Source organism: Dehalobacter sp. DCA (assembly GCF_000305775.1).
Lineage (GTDB): Bacteria > Bacillota > Desulfitobacteriia > Desulfitobacteriales > Syntrophobotulaceae > Dehalobacter > Dehalobacter alkaniphilus.
Genome location: NC_018866.1, coordinates 988986 through 1005219, shown reverse-complemented (window position 1 = coordinate 1005219; position 16234 = coordinate 988986). Strand labels below are relative to the sequence as shown.

16 protein-coding genes are annotated in these 16234 nt (G+C 45.7%); 11 read left to right on the top strand and 5 right to left on the bottom strand.

Features of this window, described 5'->3' with window-relative positions; genetic code table 11:
• Positions 1–325: 325 nt before the first annotated feature.
• From lepB to DHBDCA_RS04680, 3 genes are all read left to right on the top strand, one after another.
• Positions 326–871 (top strand): signal peptidase I, encoded by a 546-nt coding sequence (lepB, locus tag DHBDCA_RS04690; protein WP_015043021.1) that lies wholly within the window; start codon positions 326–328, stop codon positions 869–871.
• Positions 872–970: 99 nt separating this feature from the next.
• Positions 971–2317 carry a DNA recombination protein RmuC gene (gene rmuC, locus DHBDCA_RS04685; RefSeq protein ID WP_015043020.1) on the top strand — a complete coding sequence of 449 codons (1347 nt, stop codon included), beginning with the start codon at positions 971–973 and terminating at the stop codon, positions 2315–2317.
• Positions 2318–2494: 177 nt separating this feature from the next.
• Entirely contained in the window at positions 2495–3583 is a 1089-nt protein-coding gene (locus DHBDCA_RS04680) for a hypothetical protein (protein WP_015043019.1), read from the top strand.
• Positions 3584–3680: 97 nt separating this feature from the next.
• Here the strand turns inward: DHBDCA_RS04680 and DHBDCA_RS04675 are convergent, their stop codons facing one another.
• Positions 3681–5045, bottom strand: a complete 1365-nt coding sequence (locus DHBDCA_RS04675; RefSeq protein WP_015043018.1) for a VWA domain-containing protein — start codon at positions 5043–5045, stop codon at positions 3681–3683.
• The gene (locus DHBDCA_RS04670; protein ID WP_015043017.1) at positions 5026–5904 is read right to left on the bottom strand and encodes an AAA family ATPase; all 879 of its coding nucleotides are present in this window, start codon (positions 5902–5904) and stop codon (positions 5026–5028) included. The genes DHBDCA_RS04675 and DHBDCA_RS04670 overlap by 20 nt, the downstream gene beginning before the upstream one ends.
• Positions 5905–6053: 149 nt before the next feature.
• Between DHBDCA_RS04670 and DHBDCA_RS04665 the strand changes: the two genes are divergently transcribed.
• The gene (locus DHBDCA_RS04665; protein ID WP_015043016.1) at positions 6054–6554 is read left to right on the top strand and encodes a DUF1003 domain-containing protein; all 501 of its coding nucleotides are present in this window, start codon (positions 6054–6056) and stop codon (positions 6552–6554) included.
• 55 nt (positions 6555–6609) lie between these two features.
• Here DHBDCA_RS04665 and DHBDCA_RS04660 read toward each other — a convergent pair whose 3' ends face one another.
• Positions 6610–7506 carry an RluA family pseudouridine synthase gene (locus DHBDCA_RS04660; protein WP_015043015.1) on the bottom strand — a complete coding sequence of 299 codons (897 nt, stop codon included), beginning with the start codon at positions 7504–7506 and terminating at the stop codon, positions 6610–6612.
• 213 nt (positions 7507–7719) lie between these two features.
• On the opposite strand from DHBDCA_RS04660, the gene DHBDCA_RS04655 reads away from it, so the two are divergent.
• From DHBDCA_RS04655 to DHBDCA_RS04640, 4 genes are all read left to right on the top strand, one after another.
• The gene (locus tag DHBDCA_RS04655) at positions 7720–8835 is read left to right on the top strand and encodes an aminopeptidase (protein ID WP_015043014.1); all 1116 of its coding nucleotides are present in this window, start codon (positions 7720–7722) and stop codon (positions 8833–8835) included.
• A gap of 222 nt (positions 8836–9057) precedes the next feature.
• The gene (locus DHBDCA_RS04650) at positions 9058–9996 is read left to right on the top strand and encodes a D-2-hydroxyacid dehydrogenase (protein WP_242824966.1); all 939 of its coding nucleotides are present in this window, start codon (positions 9058–9060) and stop codon (positions 9994–9996) included.
• A gap of 96 nt (positions 9997–10092) precedes the next feature.
• Positions 10093–11676: a CCA tRNA nucleotidyltransferase gene (locus DHBDCA_RS04645; RefSeq protein ID WP_015043012.1), complete on the top strand. Its 1584-nt coding sequence runs from the start codon at positions 10093–10095 to the stop codon at positions 11674–11676.
• Positions 11677–11731: 55 nt separating this feature from the next.
• A complete protein-coding gene (locus DHBDCA_RS04640; RefSeq protein WP_015043011.1) occupies positions 11732–12394 on the top strand; it encodes a flavin reductase in 663 nt (220 codons plus the stop codon).
• Positions 12395–12615: 221 nt separating this feature from the next.
• Here the strand turns inward: DHBDCA_RS04640 and DHBDCA_RS04635 are convergent, their stop codons facing one another.
• The gene (locus DHBDCA_RS04635) at positions 12616–13779 is read right to left on the bottom strand and encodes an aminotransferase class I/II-fold pyridoxal phosphate-dependent enzyme (RefSeq protein WP_015043010.1); all 1164 of its coding nucleotides are present in this window, start codon (positions 13777–13779) and stop codon (positions 12616–12618) included.
• The gene (locus DHBDCA_RS04630; protein WP_015043009.1) at positions 13776–14273 is read right to left on the bottom strand and encodes an Lrp/AsnC family transcriptional regulator; all 498 of its coding nucleotides are present in this window, start codon (positions 14271–14273) and stop codon (positions 13776–13778) included. Before DHBDCA_RS04630 ends, DHBDCA_RS04635 begins: the two co-directional genes overlap by 4 nt.
• 301 nt (positions 14274–14574) lie before the next feature.
• On the opposite strand from DHBDCA_RS04630, the gene DHBDCA_RS04625 reads away from it, so the two are divergent.
• The 3 genes from DHBDCA_RS04625 to DHBDCA_RS04615 are packed head-to-tail and all read left to right on the top strand — an operon-like array spanning position 14575 to position 16197.
• Positions 14575–14775, top strand: coding sequence for a helix-turn-helix transcriptional regulator (locus tag DHBDCA_RS04625; protein ID WP_015043008.1), 201 nt, complete (start codon positions 14575–14577; stop codon positions 14773–14775).
• A gap of 2 nt (positions 14776–14777) precedes the next feature.
• A complete protein-coding gene (locus DHBDCA_RS04620) occupies positions 14778–15209 on the top strand; it encodes a hypothetical protein (protein WP_041225765.1) in 432 nt (143 codons plus the stop codon).
• Between the two features lie 31 nt (positions 15210–15240).
• Positions 15241–16197 carry a ComEC/Rec2 family competence protein gene (locus DHBDCA_RS04615; protein ID WP_015043006.1) on the top strand — a complete coding sequence of 319 codons (957 nt, stop codon included), beginning with the start codon at positions 15241–15243 and terminating at the stop codon, positions 16195–16197.
• Positions 16198–16234 lie beyond the last annotated feature (37 nt).

Here is a 16234-nt window from a genome sequence, read left to right as displayed (position 1 = left end):
TAAAATGTTCGGGGCATATACGTTTGGAGTTTTACTAGGATTTTTATTAAGGAAGCTTAAATAGGCTGAGTAACTGGTATTAGTTTCTTTATCAATAAAAAATGGAATTTTTGATCCTTGAAAACATGTGTATAGCGCGACGGGATAAGGCTTTTGTTCGAGCCTTGCTTTTCATTATGGTTTTTGTTATCCTTTTCCATTGGGGGCATTTTGTTCTTTTCAGATAGTTATAGGCAGGAATATATAGATTAATAGAGAAAGTAACTTAGGTTTGGGCTAACCTTTGAAATTTGAGATATTGAAGAAATGTGGAAGGTGATTTGTGTTGAAGGGTTTTATGAAATCGTTGTTTGAATGGGTCGTCATCGTTGCAATTGCTTTTGTTCTCTCTATGGTGATCCGAAATTATTTGATTGATACCCGAATCGTCCCGACCGGCTCGATGCTGCCTACGATTCAGCTTCAGGATCGTTTAATCGTGGATCGGTTCTTTTATAAATGCGGTGATATCAAGCGCGGAGATGTTATTGTTTTTGAAGCTCCCGAATCCATAATGAAGGATGAGGATCTCGTCAAAAGAGTGATCGGTTTGCCCGGTGAAAAACTTGAAGTCAAAAACGGAAAAGTCTATATCAATGACCAGGCCCTGGATGAGCCTTATGTCGAATATCCGGCCGATTATGAGTTTGGGCCTGAGACCGTGCCGGATGATTCTTATTTCATGATGGGGGATAACCGTCCCGCCAGTTACGACAGTCATCGTTGGGGGGCCTTGCCCGAGGATAAGATATTGGGAAGGGTCTGGATCAGGTACTGGCCTTTGGACGGATTTGGAACCCTGACCAAACTGCCTGAAGACTATTTGAAGTAGGATGCGTAGATGATACAGCACTTGGCATAAATAGATTACGATTATCAAACCGCAAAAACGATAACGCCAATAATAATATGGATTTGCGAGGGATGCCGGATGGATCCAGTCTTCCTTTATGTCATCAGCGCAGTCATGGTCGGGATCATTCTCGGATTTGGGACAGGATTCAGTATCCGTGGAGGCCAAGCCAGAGGACTACTGGAAAAAGCACGGACGCTTGAACAGGAGAATGAAAGGCTGCATGCGGAACTGAATCAGGAATATGAAAGAAGAATGCAAAATTCCGCTGTCATTTCTGAACTGCGTACCCGGCTTGAGATGGAGCAGACAGCGTCTGAAGAGAAATTAACGCTTCTCAGTCATGCAAGGGAGGAGCTCAGTAACGGCTTCAAGGCCTTATCCGCTGAAGCGCTTAAGAATAACAATCAGTCCTTTCTCGAATTGGCAAAAGTTGTGCTTGAGAAGACCCAGGTCCAGGCTTCGGCTGATCTGGAAAAAAGGCAGACTTCTATCGATGAACTCGTAAAGCCTTTGCGGGAGTCGCTCGACAAAGTTGATCTGAAGATTAACGAACTGGAACAAAAAAGAGCAGGGGCTTATGAAGGACTGCTTAAGCAAGTCGAAAATATGGCGTTCGGGCAGGAAAAGCTACAGCGGGAGACCTTGAAGCTGACTTCTGCTTTGAAATCGCCGACTGTCAGAGGCCGCTGGGGAGAAATCCAGCTGCAGCGGGTTGTAGAACTGGCCGGCATGGTGGAGTACTGTGATTTTTACCAGCAGGAGGAAGTCAGCGGGGAGTCCGGTAGGCAGCGCCCAGATATGATTATTAGGCTTCCGGGGAATAAAACGATCGTCGTCGATTCCAAGGCTCCGCTCGCGGATTATCTCGAAGCTGTGGAAGCCCTCGATGAAGACCAGAAGAGAACAAAGTTGTCGGGTCATGCCCGGCAGGTCAAAAATCATATTACCAAACTTGCCGCGAAGTCTTACTGGAACCAGTTCGATTTTACGCCGGAATTTGTTGTCATGTTTCTGCCGGGTGAAACCTTTTTCAGTGCCGCGCTGCAGTCAGATCCGGAGCTAATCGAATACGGCGCCGGGCAAAGGGTTATCCTGGCGACCCCGACAACGCTGATTGCGCTGCTTAAAGCCGTGGCTTACGGCTGGAGCCAGGAACAGATCAACGAAAATGCCCGCCATATCAGCGAGCTCGGTAAACAGCTCTATGACAGGATCAGCGTTTTGACCGAGCATTTGTTGGACATCCGCAAAGGACTCGTTCAGGCCACTCAGGCTTACAATCGGGCCGTCGGCTCCTATGAGAACCGGGTACTCGTGACCGCCAGGAAATTCAAAGAGCTTGGGGTTGCCGGAGATAATGAGATCGGTGAGATGGAGATCATCGAGACCGGGCTTCGGGAGATTGCGGCAGGAGATAATTAATATTTGGGAAAACAGTCCGACTTCTCAGTCGAATGCTACGTGATTATTAAAAAGATGTATGATTGCATCTTTTTTTGATTCCAAGAAAATTTCAAAATAATGTCTCCATGGGTCTTAAGAAAACTAAAGATCTCTACGATAATAATAAGGAAGTCTAATATCCATGGAGGGATGAAGATGAAGGTTTTAAGTTCAGCTGTTGATCTTTATTCGGACTACAAGCTGGAACAGCAAAAGACCGTTAATGAAAGGCTGAAAGCCTGGGTTGACGGACAGGGCACGGATGCAAACGATGAAACAGAGCCAACTGTGGATTCGCTGACACTTTCGGGTGACGCTTTGGCTAAATTACAGGAAGATCCCGCAGTGAGCAGCTCAGAAACAACTGCTGAGTCGGAAGATGAATTTTTTGAACTCAGCCCTAGGGAGAAAGAAATTATCTCCCTGTTAGAAAAATTTCTTTCCAAACTGTCCGGGAAGAAGGTAACGATTGATGTACCGGACAAACTAACTCTTTCAGGTCCGGGTAACAGTGATTTTGGTCACCTAATGGCAGCAAAGAACGACGGCAACAATAATGGGAACGGAAGTCAGAGGGTTGGCTGGGGCATTAATTACCACTATGAAGAGTCCTATACAGAAAAAGAATCCATGAACTTTTCAGCCCAGGGCACAATTCTTACCGAAGATGGCAGTGAAATAAAATTTAAGCTGAATATCGCTACAAGCCGCGAGTATACAGCCTATCAGCGTATCGATATCAAAGCTGGAGATGCTTTGATCGATCCGTTAGTGGTTAATTACGGTGCAGGCGGCGCAAGCCTGTCAGGATTTAAAACGGATTTTGACCTTAATGCCGACGGAACGCAGGATACAATGTCTTTCCTGGCTGAAGGCAGTGGGTTCCTTGCTTTGGATGAGAACAGCGATGGAGTCATCAATGACGGCAGCGAGCTCTTCGGACCGACAAGCGGAGATGGTTTCGGGGAATTAGCTGAATATGATAACGATCAAAACGGTTGGGTCGATGAAAACGATTCCATCTACAAAGAACTTAGCCTTTGGATTAAGGATGCCGCCGGCAACGACCAGCTACTAGCCTTAAGTCAGGTTGGAATTGGCGCAATCTATTTAGGCAATGTCGATTCGCTATTTTCACTGAAAGATACGGATAATCATTTAGACGCGCAGATCAAGGAAACTGGCATATTTCTGAAAGAGAACGGAGAAGCTGGGACAATCCAGCACGTAGACTTTGCGGTATAGCGAGAGGATAAGCTAATACAAAGGGACGAATTTTTTATTCCCTCAATTAAATAATGGGGATAAAGATTCGTCCCTTTCATTTCGCGGTTGTCTTAACCTAAAGAGAGTTCAGAAATTGTTCCAGTTCTTCAATATTCGCTACAGAAAATGCACCGGTACAATACTCCCGGTATTTCGTCATCAGACAGTCGCCCTTGTCCCACTGATCCTTGCTTAGGGGGTTCAGCCAGTACAAGGCTGCGGCTTTTTCTTTTATCTGGGCCAGGACTTCACTGCCATCCAGTCTGTTCCGGTTGTTTTTGCCGTCCCCTAAAATTAGTACCGTGGTTTTCTTCGGCAGGAAAGGCAGATAGAGGTCGAGAAACTGCAGCAGCACATTACCATAATGGGAATAGCCTGTACGGTTATAGCCGCTAACCTTGCGTAGATTGCTGAGTGATCCTGTCCAGTCCTGCTCCTGAAAATAATCTGTAGCTTCCACGAGCTGATCCACGAATAGAAACGAGCGGATGTTGGCATAGCGCTGCTGGGTCGCAAAGACAAACATCAGCATGAAGTAAATAAATTTGCTAACGGAATTGGACATGTCACAGAGCAGCCAGAGGTCGGGTTTAGATCGCTTTCGCTGCATCTTTATCAGGTTCAGCGGGATACCACAGGTTTTTAGGGAATGTTTGATGCTTCGGTTCAGATTGATAGTGCCGTTTGGACCTACTTTGCGGCGCCTTCCTTTGCGGACGGCCAGTTTTCGACCTATCTTCTGGATTTCCTGCGACATTTGAGTGATCTGCGCGTCGTCGCAGTCCAGAAACGAAACCGTTCGTGGATTTCGTTTTTTCATTTCCTGGACCAAATGTTCCATACTCATATTTCTAGCCAGCTGGCGTTCAGTTTCATCTTTGAGTAAATGGTTCCATTCTTCAAGGGTTGCCCGTGCCGCCTGATATTCCGCTTCAGATAGTTCATCCTGTTGGTAAGCCTTTTCAATATGGTTGGCTGCTTCATTCCAACCGCTCTGGGTCCGAAAAATAGCCAGGCCTTTCTCGCGGTCCTCGATGCTGAGTTCAAGATTCAGGTTCAGGCCCTGCAGGACAGCATAAATCAGATCGATTTCATTGTTCAGCACAGCCTCAATCAATAGCTCTAGCGGGACAGTTTTGCCGGCACTTCCTCCGTGGCCTTCTTCCTGGGAAAAGCAGCCCTGGCTTTTCAGAATCCCCAGATGGTCCGACGACATTTCCAGGTCAGGGCCAAAATACAGCTCGATCAGCCATAAAGCATAATCAGGGCCCCAAGGAAATTTGATCAGCGTCGTATTAATGAGCTGATAAAAGGTATATTTATCCATTTTATCAAGATCGAGCATTTTCAGCAGTCGGATGCAGTCGGATATTTCATCTGAATTTACGTTAATGCCGGACTCTCTGAGCAGCCTGGCTATTTTAAGAATGAAGTATTCCATCAAACCAATCCTTTTGGTTCACCTTTTCTAGGACATGCTGGCAGTCATCCTGGTATTTGAAAAGGATGTTCAGCGTGCTGGAAGCTACCTCCGCCGTTAGTTCTTCGACCTGTAGCTGTTCCAGTATGTTGACCCAATCGATCACTTCGCTGATGCTGGGGTGTTTTTTGAACTTTTCAAGCCGCAATTTGCGGATGAAAGTAACCGCCTGTTTGCCAAGGCTCTCCTTCAGATTCGGGAAGTGGATCTGAAGAATCTCGAGTTCTCTCTGCTCGTTCGGGTAATCCAGATGAAGGTACAGACATCTTCTTCTTAGCGCCTGACTTAAGTTTCGCGTGCTGTTGCTGGTCAGCAGAACGGAAGGGATGCTCACAGCAGGAATCGTCCCAATCTCAGGTATGGAAATCTGCCAGTCCGAGAGGATCTCCAGCAGAAAGCTTTCAAATTCCTCGTCGCTTTTATCGATTTCATCAATCAACAAAACGGAAGAGGTTTCGCCTGTTATGGCCTTCAACAAAGGCCTTTTCAGCAAAAATTCATTTGTATAAATATTCTCACTCGTATCAGACCACTCGTTGGTTCCCGGTCCTTTAGTCTGAATATAGAGCAGCTGTTTCTGGTAGTCCCATTCATAAAGAGCTTTGCTTTCATCGATGCCTTCATAGCACTGAAGGCGGATCAACTCTCTATCAAGGTCCTGGCTCCAGGCCTTGGCAAGTTCGGTTTTTCCGGCTCCGGCCGGACCTTCAATTAACAGGGGTTTATTCAGCAGTAAGGAATATAGCAGGATCATGGCGGTACTGTCATCGGCTATGTAGCCGTGTTGGCGTAATCCTTGCTTGATGTCATCTGCGTTCATGGTATCCAGTTCCTTTCTTGCTTAATATTATCATTATAATTTGAATGTGAATTTTATCAATGGCTTATACCATAAAAACTTGTTTTGGTTATAGAAATAGATTATCATTGGAAAAGAAGCTTTTCAGTTAATTTGAAGAGGGTGAATTCGTGAAAAACATTGAAAATAAAACCATTGAGGAACTTGCCGAAGCCCGTCATTCAAAAAATATCTTTGAAGCACATGAGGAAGGTCTTTCTTTTGGTGAAAGGCTGGCGGATAAGCTTGCAGACTTCGCAGGCAGCTGGACCTTTATCATCATCTTTATTTCCGTCCTTTTAACCTGGATCGTGGTCAATTCCGTACTTCTCTTCGGTTATGCATTTGACCAGTACCCTTTTATTCTGTTAAATCTTGTGCTATCCTGTATCGCTGCAATGCAAGCACCGGTTATTATGATGAGTCAAAACAGGCAGGAGAACAGGGATCGACTAAGAGCAGAGCATGATTATGAGGTTAACCTGAAATCGGAGATCCTGATTGAGGAAGTACTGAAACGTTTAGATGTAATTGAGAAAAAACAGGAAGACATACTTCAAACGTTACAGCGGAAGTCAGGAATCACACAAAAAAATCCTGAAAATGAGTACGAAATAAATCATCAGATTTAGCTGTTTTTTTGAACGCAGAAACGAATACCGCGCTGCCAGATGGCAAGGAGCGGTATTATTTTTTGCTTTGGATAAGCATAGCGATATCCTCCGGTACCGGAGCCTGGATTTGAAGAGGCTGCATAGTTAAGGGATGCATGAAACCATAGCGATAACAGTGCAGGGCTTGCCTTTGCATATATTTCATACTGCCGCCATACAAATCATCTCCTAAAAGGGGATGGCCGGCGGCTTGAGCGTGTACTCTGATCTGGTGCGTCCGACCGGTGACTAGGGTGAATTCCATCAGGGTATAGTCCGGGTAATGCTGCAACGTTCGAAACAGCGTCAGCGCCGACTGTCCGTCCGGATGAGCTTCCCGTATAATCTTGCTGCCCGGTTTAAGCCGGATTGGGAGGGGCCATTCGCCCTGCTCCAAAGGAAAATTCCCTTCCACAATACCGAGATATTTCTTTTCAACTTTGTTTCTGATAGCAAGGGCGGCCAGCTGCTGGTGGGCATAGCGGGATTTGGCGATCAGCACAACGCCGGACGTATTGCGGTCGATCCGCGAGACTGGCCGGAAAGGCCTGGTTTCACCTTTGCTTTCCCAGTAACCGACTACCGCGTTCGCGAGCGTTCCGGTCCGATACCTCGAGTTGGGGTGGATGACTTGGCCGGGTGGTTTGTTGACCGCGAGGAAGATTTCATCTTCAAAGAGAATCTCAATAGGCAGCGTTTCTCCGGAGACCGTTGCCGGCTCTTCTTCCAGGATATTCACGACCAGGGTCTGTCCGGTTTTGCCCCGGGCAGTCAGGTAGGTGAATTTGCCATCAATCCAGACATTTTCACCGACTTTCAGCTTTTGCAGCACCTTGCGGGAAAAATGGAAGCGTCTTAGAAGTATGTCCTGGTATTTCCTGCCGTCATCTTCGGGCGTTAAAGTGTATGTGAATAATTTATTTGCATTCATATTCTTCTCCTAATAGAATAAGCATCATCTGATAGACATATATTATGATTTAATAGAATAATTTAGCAAGATGTTGCGTAAAGAAACCAAAAATATATTATAATAATGACAGTAAAAATTAACCAATATAAGTCAGTTCTATAAAACAAGCAGGATTTCCAAGAATTATCCCCGAAGGCAAAACGAACAAGCAGAAAAGAGGTTAACTACAGCATGAATGATCAAAGAATAGACATATTGGCGAAAAATTTAATCCATTATTCCATTGAGTTAAAGGAAGACGAACATATCCTGATTGAGCTGTCAGGGCTGGAAATTCCTTTGGCCCGGGCGCTGGTCAGAGAGGCTTATGAAGCTGGCGCGCAGCCTTTTCTTAATATTACTCATCATACCCTGCAACGTGAAATATTAAAAGGACTTTCAGTCGATCAGGCTCAAAGCCAGGCAAAGTGGGAAGTCGCCAGAATGAAGGACATGCAGGCTTATATCGGAATACGCTCTGGAGAAAATATTAACGAGCTGGCCGATGTTCCAGCGGATAAAATGCAAATCTACATGAGCCATTACTCGAAACCACTCCATTCAGAGCAAAGAGTCAAGCATACCCGCTGGTGTGTACTCCGCTATCCGAATCCGTCAATGGCGCAGCTTGCTGAAATGAGTACGGAAGCTTTTGAAGATTTTTACTTTAAAGTCTGCAATCTGGATTATTCCAAAATGTCCAGAGCGATGGATCCACTGAAAGAACGGATGGAAAAGACAGACATTGTAAGGATTACAGGTCCCGGAACGGATCTTTCGTTTTCAATCAAGGGGCTGCCAGCGATCAAATGCGACGGTAAGATGAATATCCCCGACGGGGAGCTTTTCACAGCGCCGGTCAGAGATTCGGTCAACGGTGTCATCGCCTATAACACCCCGGCTGTTTATCAGGGATTTACGTATGAATCAATCGTACTGGAATTCAAAGACGGCAAAATCATCAAGGCTTCAGCCAACGATACCGAAAGAATTAATAAGATTCTCGATACCGATGAAGGCGCGAGGTATATCGGTGAGTTTTCATTCGGCTTTAACCCTTACATTCAGAAGCCGATGAAAGATACATTGTTTGATGAGAAGATCGACGGAAGTTTTCATTTCACCCCAGGCTCGGCCTATGACGAATGCGACAATGGCAACCAGTCCGCAGTCCATTGGGATCTGGTATGTATCCAGAGACCGGAATACGGCGGAGGAGAGGTCTATTTTGACGGGGAACTGATCAGGAAAGATGGCAGGTTTATGCCGCCGGGGCTGCAGGTCCTGAATCCTGAAAACCTCAGATAACGTATCTAGTACAACATTCTTAAATTCTCTACTCAAATAATTTCATACAATCCTGATTACCCCATATTGGGTCTGGGTGCCACAAGTTCCGGCGTCAAGCGGAGCATGGATGCGAAGCGCGGCAGTTTATGCCATGGAGGGCATAATCTGCCGAAAGCGGAATTGTGGCGCACAGACCAGACCCAAATAAATATATTTGTCAAACAAGAGGAGAAAAATACAATGAAGATCCTGAGCAGTATAAAAATATCGGATGATCTTTTGAAAAAACTATTGGCGATTCGACCGGGTGCTCAGATCGTTCAGGTGAGAGACTTTACGGAGGCAGACCCGGAAGCGGATGTACTGCTTACGTATGGCTGGGATATTAAAAAGGATACAATTGATCTGTATCCGAGTCTCAAATGGATTCAAACCTTAAGCGCAGGGGTCGATATGCTGCCTCTGGACCGGCTTGTTTCGAGAGGCGTCATGCTTGCGAATGTCAAAGGCGCCCATAAGATCCAGATGGCCGAGCACGTCATCTGGAGTATCCTGATGCTCTTAAGACAGGGCAATACATTTGTGTCACAGCAGGAACAGAAGATATTCAGCGTAAACCCGAAGATTTCCGAAATGTACGGCAAATCGGTCTGCATCGTTGGGGCAGGCACCATTGGCAAAGAGATTGCCAAACGGTGCGGGGCTTTTGGGATGACAGTATATGGCGTGTCACTCCATGGCGGTCAAGACCAGGCTTTTGCGAGGATTGTGACCCCGGAGGAAATGCCCGGGATTCTGTCGGTCAGTGATGTAGTCGTAATCGTCCTGCCGCTGACATCAGAAACGAAAGATTTTGTCAATGCAGACTTTATCCATCAGATGAAGGACGGAGCACGATTTGTCAATGTGGCAAGAGGACAGGTCGTTGACGAGGATGCCCTGATCGAAGCACTTAAAAGTAAGAAGATAGCCGCGGCGGCGCTTGATGTATTCAGGAAAGAGCCGCTGCCGGAAGACAGCCCGTTCTGGGAACTGGATAATGTCTTCCTTACGCCGCATATCGGCGGCAGGACCATTCAAACCTCTGAACGCATGTGGGAAGTGTTCCAGACAAATCTGGTCAAATATCCTGACCCCGGTCAAATGATCAATATTATAGACTATATGGCAGGGTATTAAAAAAACACATACTTGAATATAGAACGCTTAACTAAGTAGGAACTCAGAATATTGAAACGTGAGAAACAGGCATAAAAAGAGAGCCGGAGGAGTCCTATGAATGACTTCCAGAAAAGTGTTATCGAACAATTGTCCCGCCATACCCGCATCTGGATCGTAGGAGGAGCGGTACGTAACCAGGTTCTGGGACTGGAGTCTCCGGACATGGATTTGGTGTGTGGGCTCAGCCCTGAAAAGGTCCAAGATATCCTCCGCGAGCAAGGCTTCTCCGTTCAGATCATTGGCAGGCGGTTCTCGACAGCCAGCATTTTTACGGAAGGTTCCAAAGTGGATGTCGTGCAGGCCGAAGAACTAGAGAAAGATGCCCAGCGTCGGGACTTCACCATTAATGCGATTTATCAGGATCCGGTGTCGGGGGAATTTTATGACCCGATGGAAGGCAGAAAGGATCTGGAAGCCAAAATTCTTAAAGCCTGCGGTAAGCCTGATGAACGGTTCCGGGAAGATCCTGTCCGTATTTTACGGATGGTTAAATTCGCGGTGAAGTTCTCGTTGGAAATCGATCCCGATACCTGGGAGCAGGCAACGGACCATCTTTCTTTTCTGAGCAGCACATCCCGGGAAAGAATTACGGCGGAACTTGCCGGGATTCTTGTTTTGGCCGAGGCTGAAAAGGCTGTGCGGATGTTGGACAGGATCGGTTATTGGAATATGTATTTACCTGAGTTGGCCAGGCTGAAAGGCCTTGAACAGAATCAGTACCATTCCCTGGATGTCTGGGAACATACCATGGCCGTATTTCGGAATACCCCTGAAGATCTTTATCTGCGTCTGGCAGGCCTGTTTCATGATTCCGGCAAGTGGGAAGTAGCTAGCCGGGAATGCCATGTATCCGGGACGCTAAAGTTTGCCGACCAGAACTACTTGCTTGAGGGATTTAAAATCGTCGGGACAAGAGGACCCCGGGAACTGGAATATAAGCTGAAGTCTTTAATTGGAAAAAAGATCCGGATCCTTGGGGCAAGACTGGACCAATACCCGGAAATTGTGCAGTTTAAAAAGGTAATAGACGGTGAACCGACCAATTTTGGTCTTATGTACGTCGAAAACGGAAAACGACATTTCCTGATGCATGAAGCGGCAAGCGCCAGGCTTCTGGCCGATGTCCTCAAACGCTATACGTTTTCGATGGTTTTTGACGGGATCGGCAAAAAACAGGAACAAAGGCTTATAAAACTTGTTGAGAATCATATGCAGGCAACACTCGTATTCATGCCGGAGTTCAGAGGAGAATTTGCCAAGCGGTCTTTCAAGAACAGAGCGGCGGAGCTCGTTTGGAAAGTCTGTTGGGACGGCAGAAACTTTGAATTAAAGAACATCCATGATTTCTTGATTTTATGGAAAGCAGATTATCAGGCCGGAAAACTTCATACCACTACTCAGAACAATATTTTTGAAAGAATTTTTGCCGAATTGATCGCGGTGGCTTTGTGGCAGAAAGAAAACCTGATGCAGCTTGACTGGAAACTATTCCGGCAGTATGCGATACAGCAGGGATTAAGCGGCTCGAGTCTCGGAACCTTTAAGGATCTTGTCCGCGAAAAAGCCATGAAAGAAATGAAGCAGGAATTAAATCATGCTTTTCTAAAAAAAGTATATTGGGAGTTTAAAAATCTGTAAAAGTAAGTTACAATGATTATAAATAAATTATTGTTATAAAAAGGAGTGTGGAGATATGAAATGGCGCTGTGTTGTTTGTGGCTACATACATGAAGGAGATAATCCTCCGGAAGCCTGTCCGGTCTGCGGTGTTGATTCCAGCAACTTTGTCAGGGTGGAGGAGGAAACGAAGCAGAACGAAAACAGCAAGAACGATTCCGTCAAGAATGACGAAGCTGCCCTGACGAGTCCAGCTCAGACCGGATTAAGCCCCGAGGAGAAGATTGTTAAAGCGGTGCAGTCCATTTCCTACGGTTTGTTTATTATTACGGCGGCCTACAATGGCAAAGACAACGGGCAGGCAGCCAATACTTGTTTCCAGATTACTTCCGATCCCGTGCAGATTGCGATTGGTATTAATAAGAAAAACTACACGCATGAACTGATCATGCAAAGCGGCAAATTCGGCATATCCGTCCTGGATCAGAATGGACATGATCTCGTTAGAAGATTCGGCTACAGGTCCGGCAGGGATGCCGATAAATTCGAAGGAATCAAAGCGCACCGCGGGCCGTCCGGCATTATGCTCCCCAACGAAGTGCTGACCACCATGGATGCAGAAGTTGTGAATTCGATGGATACCGGCACGCACACCCTGTTTTTGGGCAGAGTCACAGCAGCCGAAGTCCGTGGCAGCGGTGAGCCGATGACATATGCTTATTTCAGAAAGACGAAGTAAGGGTGTCGTCAAGTTTTCTGGTGTTATTCTTCGTTGTGAGATAATTCCCGGATTCTAAGAAACCTTACACGTGTAAGGTCTCAAATTCGCAACCGGTTGCGAATTTGAGATGACGTTCATGTCTTCTTTAGGTCGGGAATCTTCACTATCAAATAGTTTTCAAATGAAAGGAAACCTTACACGTGTAAGGTTTCTTCGATCAGCGAATCAAATACTCTAGTTTAGTTTATCCTTTTCTTAACAAATCGGGCCATTCTTGTTAAGGCTTCCTGCAGCTGCTGCGTTGAGTAGGCGTAGGAACAGCGGACATGTCCTTCGCCGGCCGGACCGAAAGCCGTACCCGGAACAACGGCGACTTTTTCTTCCTTCAACAGCTGTTCAGCAAATTCTTCGGAGTTTAATCCGGTAGCTGTGATGTCGGGGAAGACATAGAAAGCGCCTAAGGGTTCAAAGCAGGTAAGGCCCATTTCTCTGAGACCGTGGACCATAATCCGGCGGCGGCGGTCATATTCCATCACCATTTCCTGTTTGGCCGTTTCTCCAGATTTCAGTCCTTCCAGTGCAGCAACCTGCGCCATAATCGGGGCGCACATAATCGTGTACTGATGGATTTTCAGCATGGCCTGGATCAGGTCAGGATGGCCGGCAACATAGCCGATCCGCCAGCCTGTCATCGCATAGGCCTTCGAGAAACCGCTGACATGAAGCGTGCGGTTCCACATATAAGGCAACGATGCAAACGGCGTATGCTCTCCGCCGTAGTTTAGATCTGAATAAATTTCGTCGGAAATGACGATGAGGTCGTTTTCGGATGCAAACCGGGCAATCGGCAGCAAATCCTCTCTGGTCATGACTGCGCCGGTGGGGTTATTTGGATAAGACAGAACCAAAATCTTGCAGTTTGGCGTATAAGCCATCTGAAGGTCTTCAACCTGCAGACGAAAATCGTGTTCTGCACTTGTTGTAACATAATGAACCTCTGCGCCGCTGATTTCCGCACAGGCGGCGTAGGCCACAAAGGAAGGATCCGGAATCAGTACACCGTCGCCCGGCACGATCAAAGCGCGCATCGCCAGGTCGATCGCTTCGCTGGCACCGACGGTGATCAGGATTTCCTCGTCGGGATTATAATTTAAGCCTTGATGTTTGGCCATATATTTGGATAATTCTCTGCGAAGTTCGATCAGACCCGCGTTGCTGGTATACATGGTCTGACCCTGTTCCAGAGAAAAGATAGCGGCTTCTGTCATGACCCAGGGAGTCGCAAAATCAGGCTCTCCGACACCGAGGGAGATTACGTCTTCCACAGTGGCGGCCAGGTCAAAAAACTTTCGTATTCCTGACGGCTTCAGATTTAAAGCCAGTGGTGATAAGTATTGCTTCATGGCGTTATCATGAGACGCTGCGGTCTCTCTTCCTCTCCGTGAAATTCTATGCCATCCTGCTTATACCTGCGCAGAATAAAGCGAGTCGAAGTTGACTGAATCACATCCAGCGGGGATAGTTTATCGGAAACAAACTGGGCGATTTCATGCATATTATGGCCTTCAATGATTAAACACAGGTCAAAATCTCCCGACATCAGATAGACTGATTTGATCTCATTGAATTTTTGGAACCGCTGGGCAATTTTATCGTAGCCATTGCCGCGCTGGGGCAGGACTTTGACATCGATTAATGCAGTAACCCTGTCTTCTTCCAGCTGGTCGTAATTGATCAGTACACCGTATTTAGCGATGACCTTATCATCTTCCCACTGCTTGATCTTCTTTTTAATATAATCCGCTGTCAGGCCAGTCTGAACGGCTAAGTCTTCCGCAGTCAGACGGCAGTCCTGGGATAGGATATGAAGGAGGCGCCGATCATCTTCGGACAACATTCTCTAAAACTCCTTTCTGCGCTTCTGAATTGATATTATTAAATCATAATAGCATAAGAAGATAGCAGATAACAACCTCATCTTATGATTTTCCTCAGACTTTTCCTCAGAATATTCCACATATGCAACCTCTGCAATTCATTAAACTTTGCGGATTTGGATAAATTTCTTGGATTTTCTGATTTTTTTTACCTCTTTTTTTGTAAGATATTTATTTTTATGGAAAGTTGACTTTACATCCTATCTGGAATATGTTATATATATGGAAAGCGGACTTTCCATAAACGTTAGGAGTGACTCTATGAAAAACAGATTAGAAGAAATACGCAGGCAGCGGGGAATAAAGCAGGAAGAGCTCGCCGCGGCTTTGGAAGTATCTAGACAAACCATAGGTTCACTTGAAAATGGACGGTATAATCCATCCATCATCTTAGCATTCAAAATTGCACGCTTCTTTGGGATGAATGTTGAAGAAATATTTATTTATGAGGGGGAAGAATAAATATGACAAAGAATATTAAAGCAATTGGCTTTTCCATTTTAGGAGTACTATTAATCATAATAGGGTTCGTTTTGATAAAGGCCATTCATGAACCACAAAGGAGTATGCAAGTCTTGCCATACGTCTGTGTTGGTATTGGATGCGGACTATTTGGTCACCATTTAGGAAAAATCATTAGCAGTATGGCGCTGAAAAATTATCCGGATGAGGTTAGGAAAATAGAAATTGAGCAAAATGATGAAAGAAATCTAACAATTACCAATAAGGCCAAAGCTAAGGCTTATGATAAAATGATCTATGTATATGGCGCGATAATCCTGGCATTTGGTTTAATGCAGATTGATTTGATGGCGATTATCATATTGGTTATTTCATATTTATTTGTAGTATTCTCAGGTATCTATTACAGATCAAAATATGAAAAAGAAATGTGAAACGATCATCATTATATGAAAAGGAAGTTCAATGAAAAAGCAAAAAAGATTACTTCTAACCATTCTTTGTCTAACCGTGCTAGTTTTACTTGGTTACAGCTCACTGAACGGCAGCTCACCGGCTTTTACGGATCAGTCGCAGCAGACAGCGACTGTGGTCGAAGATCAAAAAGGTACGCTGCCGTCAAATCCGAATGCCTCCAATACCGGCACCCTTCAAGTCCATTTCATTGATGTCGGGCAGGCGGATTGCATTCTAATCAAAGCCCCTTCGGGGAAAACCATGCTGATCGATGCAGGGAATAATGAAGATGCAGAAGCGGTTACCTCGTACATAGAAAAACAAAAAATAAGTAAACTGGATATTGTCATTGGCACCCATCCTCATGAGGACCATATCGGGGGTCTTGATGCCGTAATCGACACCTTTAAAGTCGGGCAAGTCATCATGCCGGGCAAAACACATACGACTGAAACGTTCAAGGATGTACTTAGCGCGGTGAAAAATAAAGGCCTCAAAATAACATCGGCGAAAACAGGTGTTAAGCTGGACTTAGGGGACGGTGTGACTGCCGTTGTACTCGCTCCGAACGGTTCAGATTATGAAGATCTGAACAATTACAGCGCTGTGATCAGGATAGCATTCGGCAGCACGTCTTTTTTATTCACCGGTGATGCCGGAAAAGTGTCAGAGTCAGAAATGCTGCGGAATGTGAGCATGTATGCTCTGAAGTCGACAGTCCTAAAAGTTGGGCATCATGGCAGCGGCGACGCAACATCCGAGCCCTTTCTGGATTTGGTAGACCCCGAATATGCAATGATTTGTGTCGGGAAAGAAAATGATTATGATCATCCTGCACAGGCAACACTGGATAAGCTAAGGGATAGGGGAGTCAAGGTATTCAGGACTGACCTGGATGGGACGAGTGTTGCGGTATCCGACGGATCAGAAGTGACATTTCATACGCTGGAGATTACATCAAAATAATGGGACTGATGGGTTTGATTATCCCAAAAAGGTGGCA

Coding starts and splice junctions, on each gene's coding strand:
- DHBDCA_RS04645 (WP_015043012.1), top strand. CDS start 10,093: ATGAATGACTTCCAGAAAAGTGTTATCGAACAATTGTCCCGCCATACC.
- DHBDCA_RS04660 (WP_015043015.1), bottom strand. CDS start 7,506: ATGAATGCAAATAAATTATTCACATACACTTTAACGCCCGAAGATGAC.
- DHBDCA_RS04655 (WP_015043014.1), top strand. CDS start 7,720: ATGAATGATCAAAGAATAGACATATTGGCGAAAAATTTAATCCATTAT.
- DHBDCA_RS04680 (WP_015043019.1), top strand. CDS start 2,495: ATGAAGGTTTTAAGTTCAGCTGTTGATCTTTATTCGGACTACAAGCTG.
- DHBDCA_RS04650 (WP_242824966.1), top strand. CDS start 9,058: ATGAAGATCCTGAGCAGTATAAAAATATCGGATGATCTTTTGAAAAAA.
- DHBDCA_RS04625 (WP_015043008.1), top strand. CDS start 14,575: ATGAAAAACAGATTAGAAGAAATACGCAGGCAGCGGGGAATAAAGCAG.
- DHBDCA_RS04675 (WP_015043018.1), bottom strand. CDS start 5,045: ATGGAATACTTCATTCTTAAAATAGCCAGGCTGCTCAGAGAGTCCGGC.
- DHBDCA_RS04635 (WP_015043010.1), bottom strand. CDS start 13,779: ATGAAGCAATACTTATCACCACTGGCTTTAAATCTGAAGCCGTCAGGA.
- DHBDCA_RS04620 (WP_041225765.1), top strand. CDS start 14,778: ATGACAAAGAATATTAAAGCAATTGGCTTTTCCATTTTAGGAGTACTA.
- DHBDCA_RS04670 (WP_015043017.1), bottom strand. CDS start 5,904: ATGAACGCAGATGACATCAAGCAAGGATTACGCCAACACGGCTACATA.
- rmuC (WP_015043020.1), top strand. CDS start 971: ATGGATCCAGTCTTCCTTTATGTCATCAGCGCAGTCATGGTCGGGATC.
- DHBDCA_RS04630 (WP_015043009.1), bottom strand. CDS start 14,273: ATGTTGTCCGAAGATGATCGGCGCCTCCTTCATATCCTATCCCAGGAC.
- DHBDCA_RS04615 (WP_015043006.1), top strand. CDS start 15,241: ATGAAAAAGCAAAAAAGATTACTTCTAACCATTCTTTGTCTAACCGTG.
- DHBDCA_RS04640 (WP_015043011.1), top strand. CDS start 11,732: ATGAAATGGCGCTGTGTTGTTTGTGGCTACATACATGAAGGAGATAAT.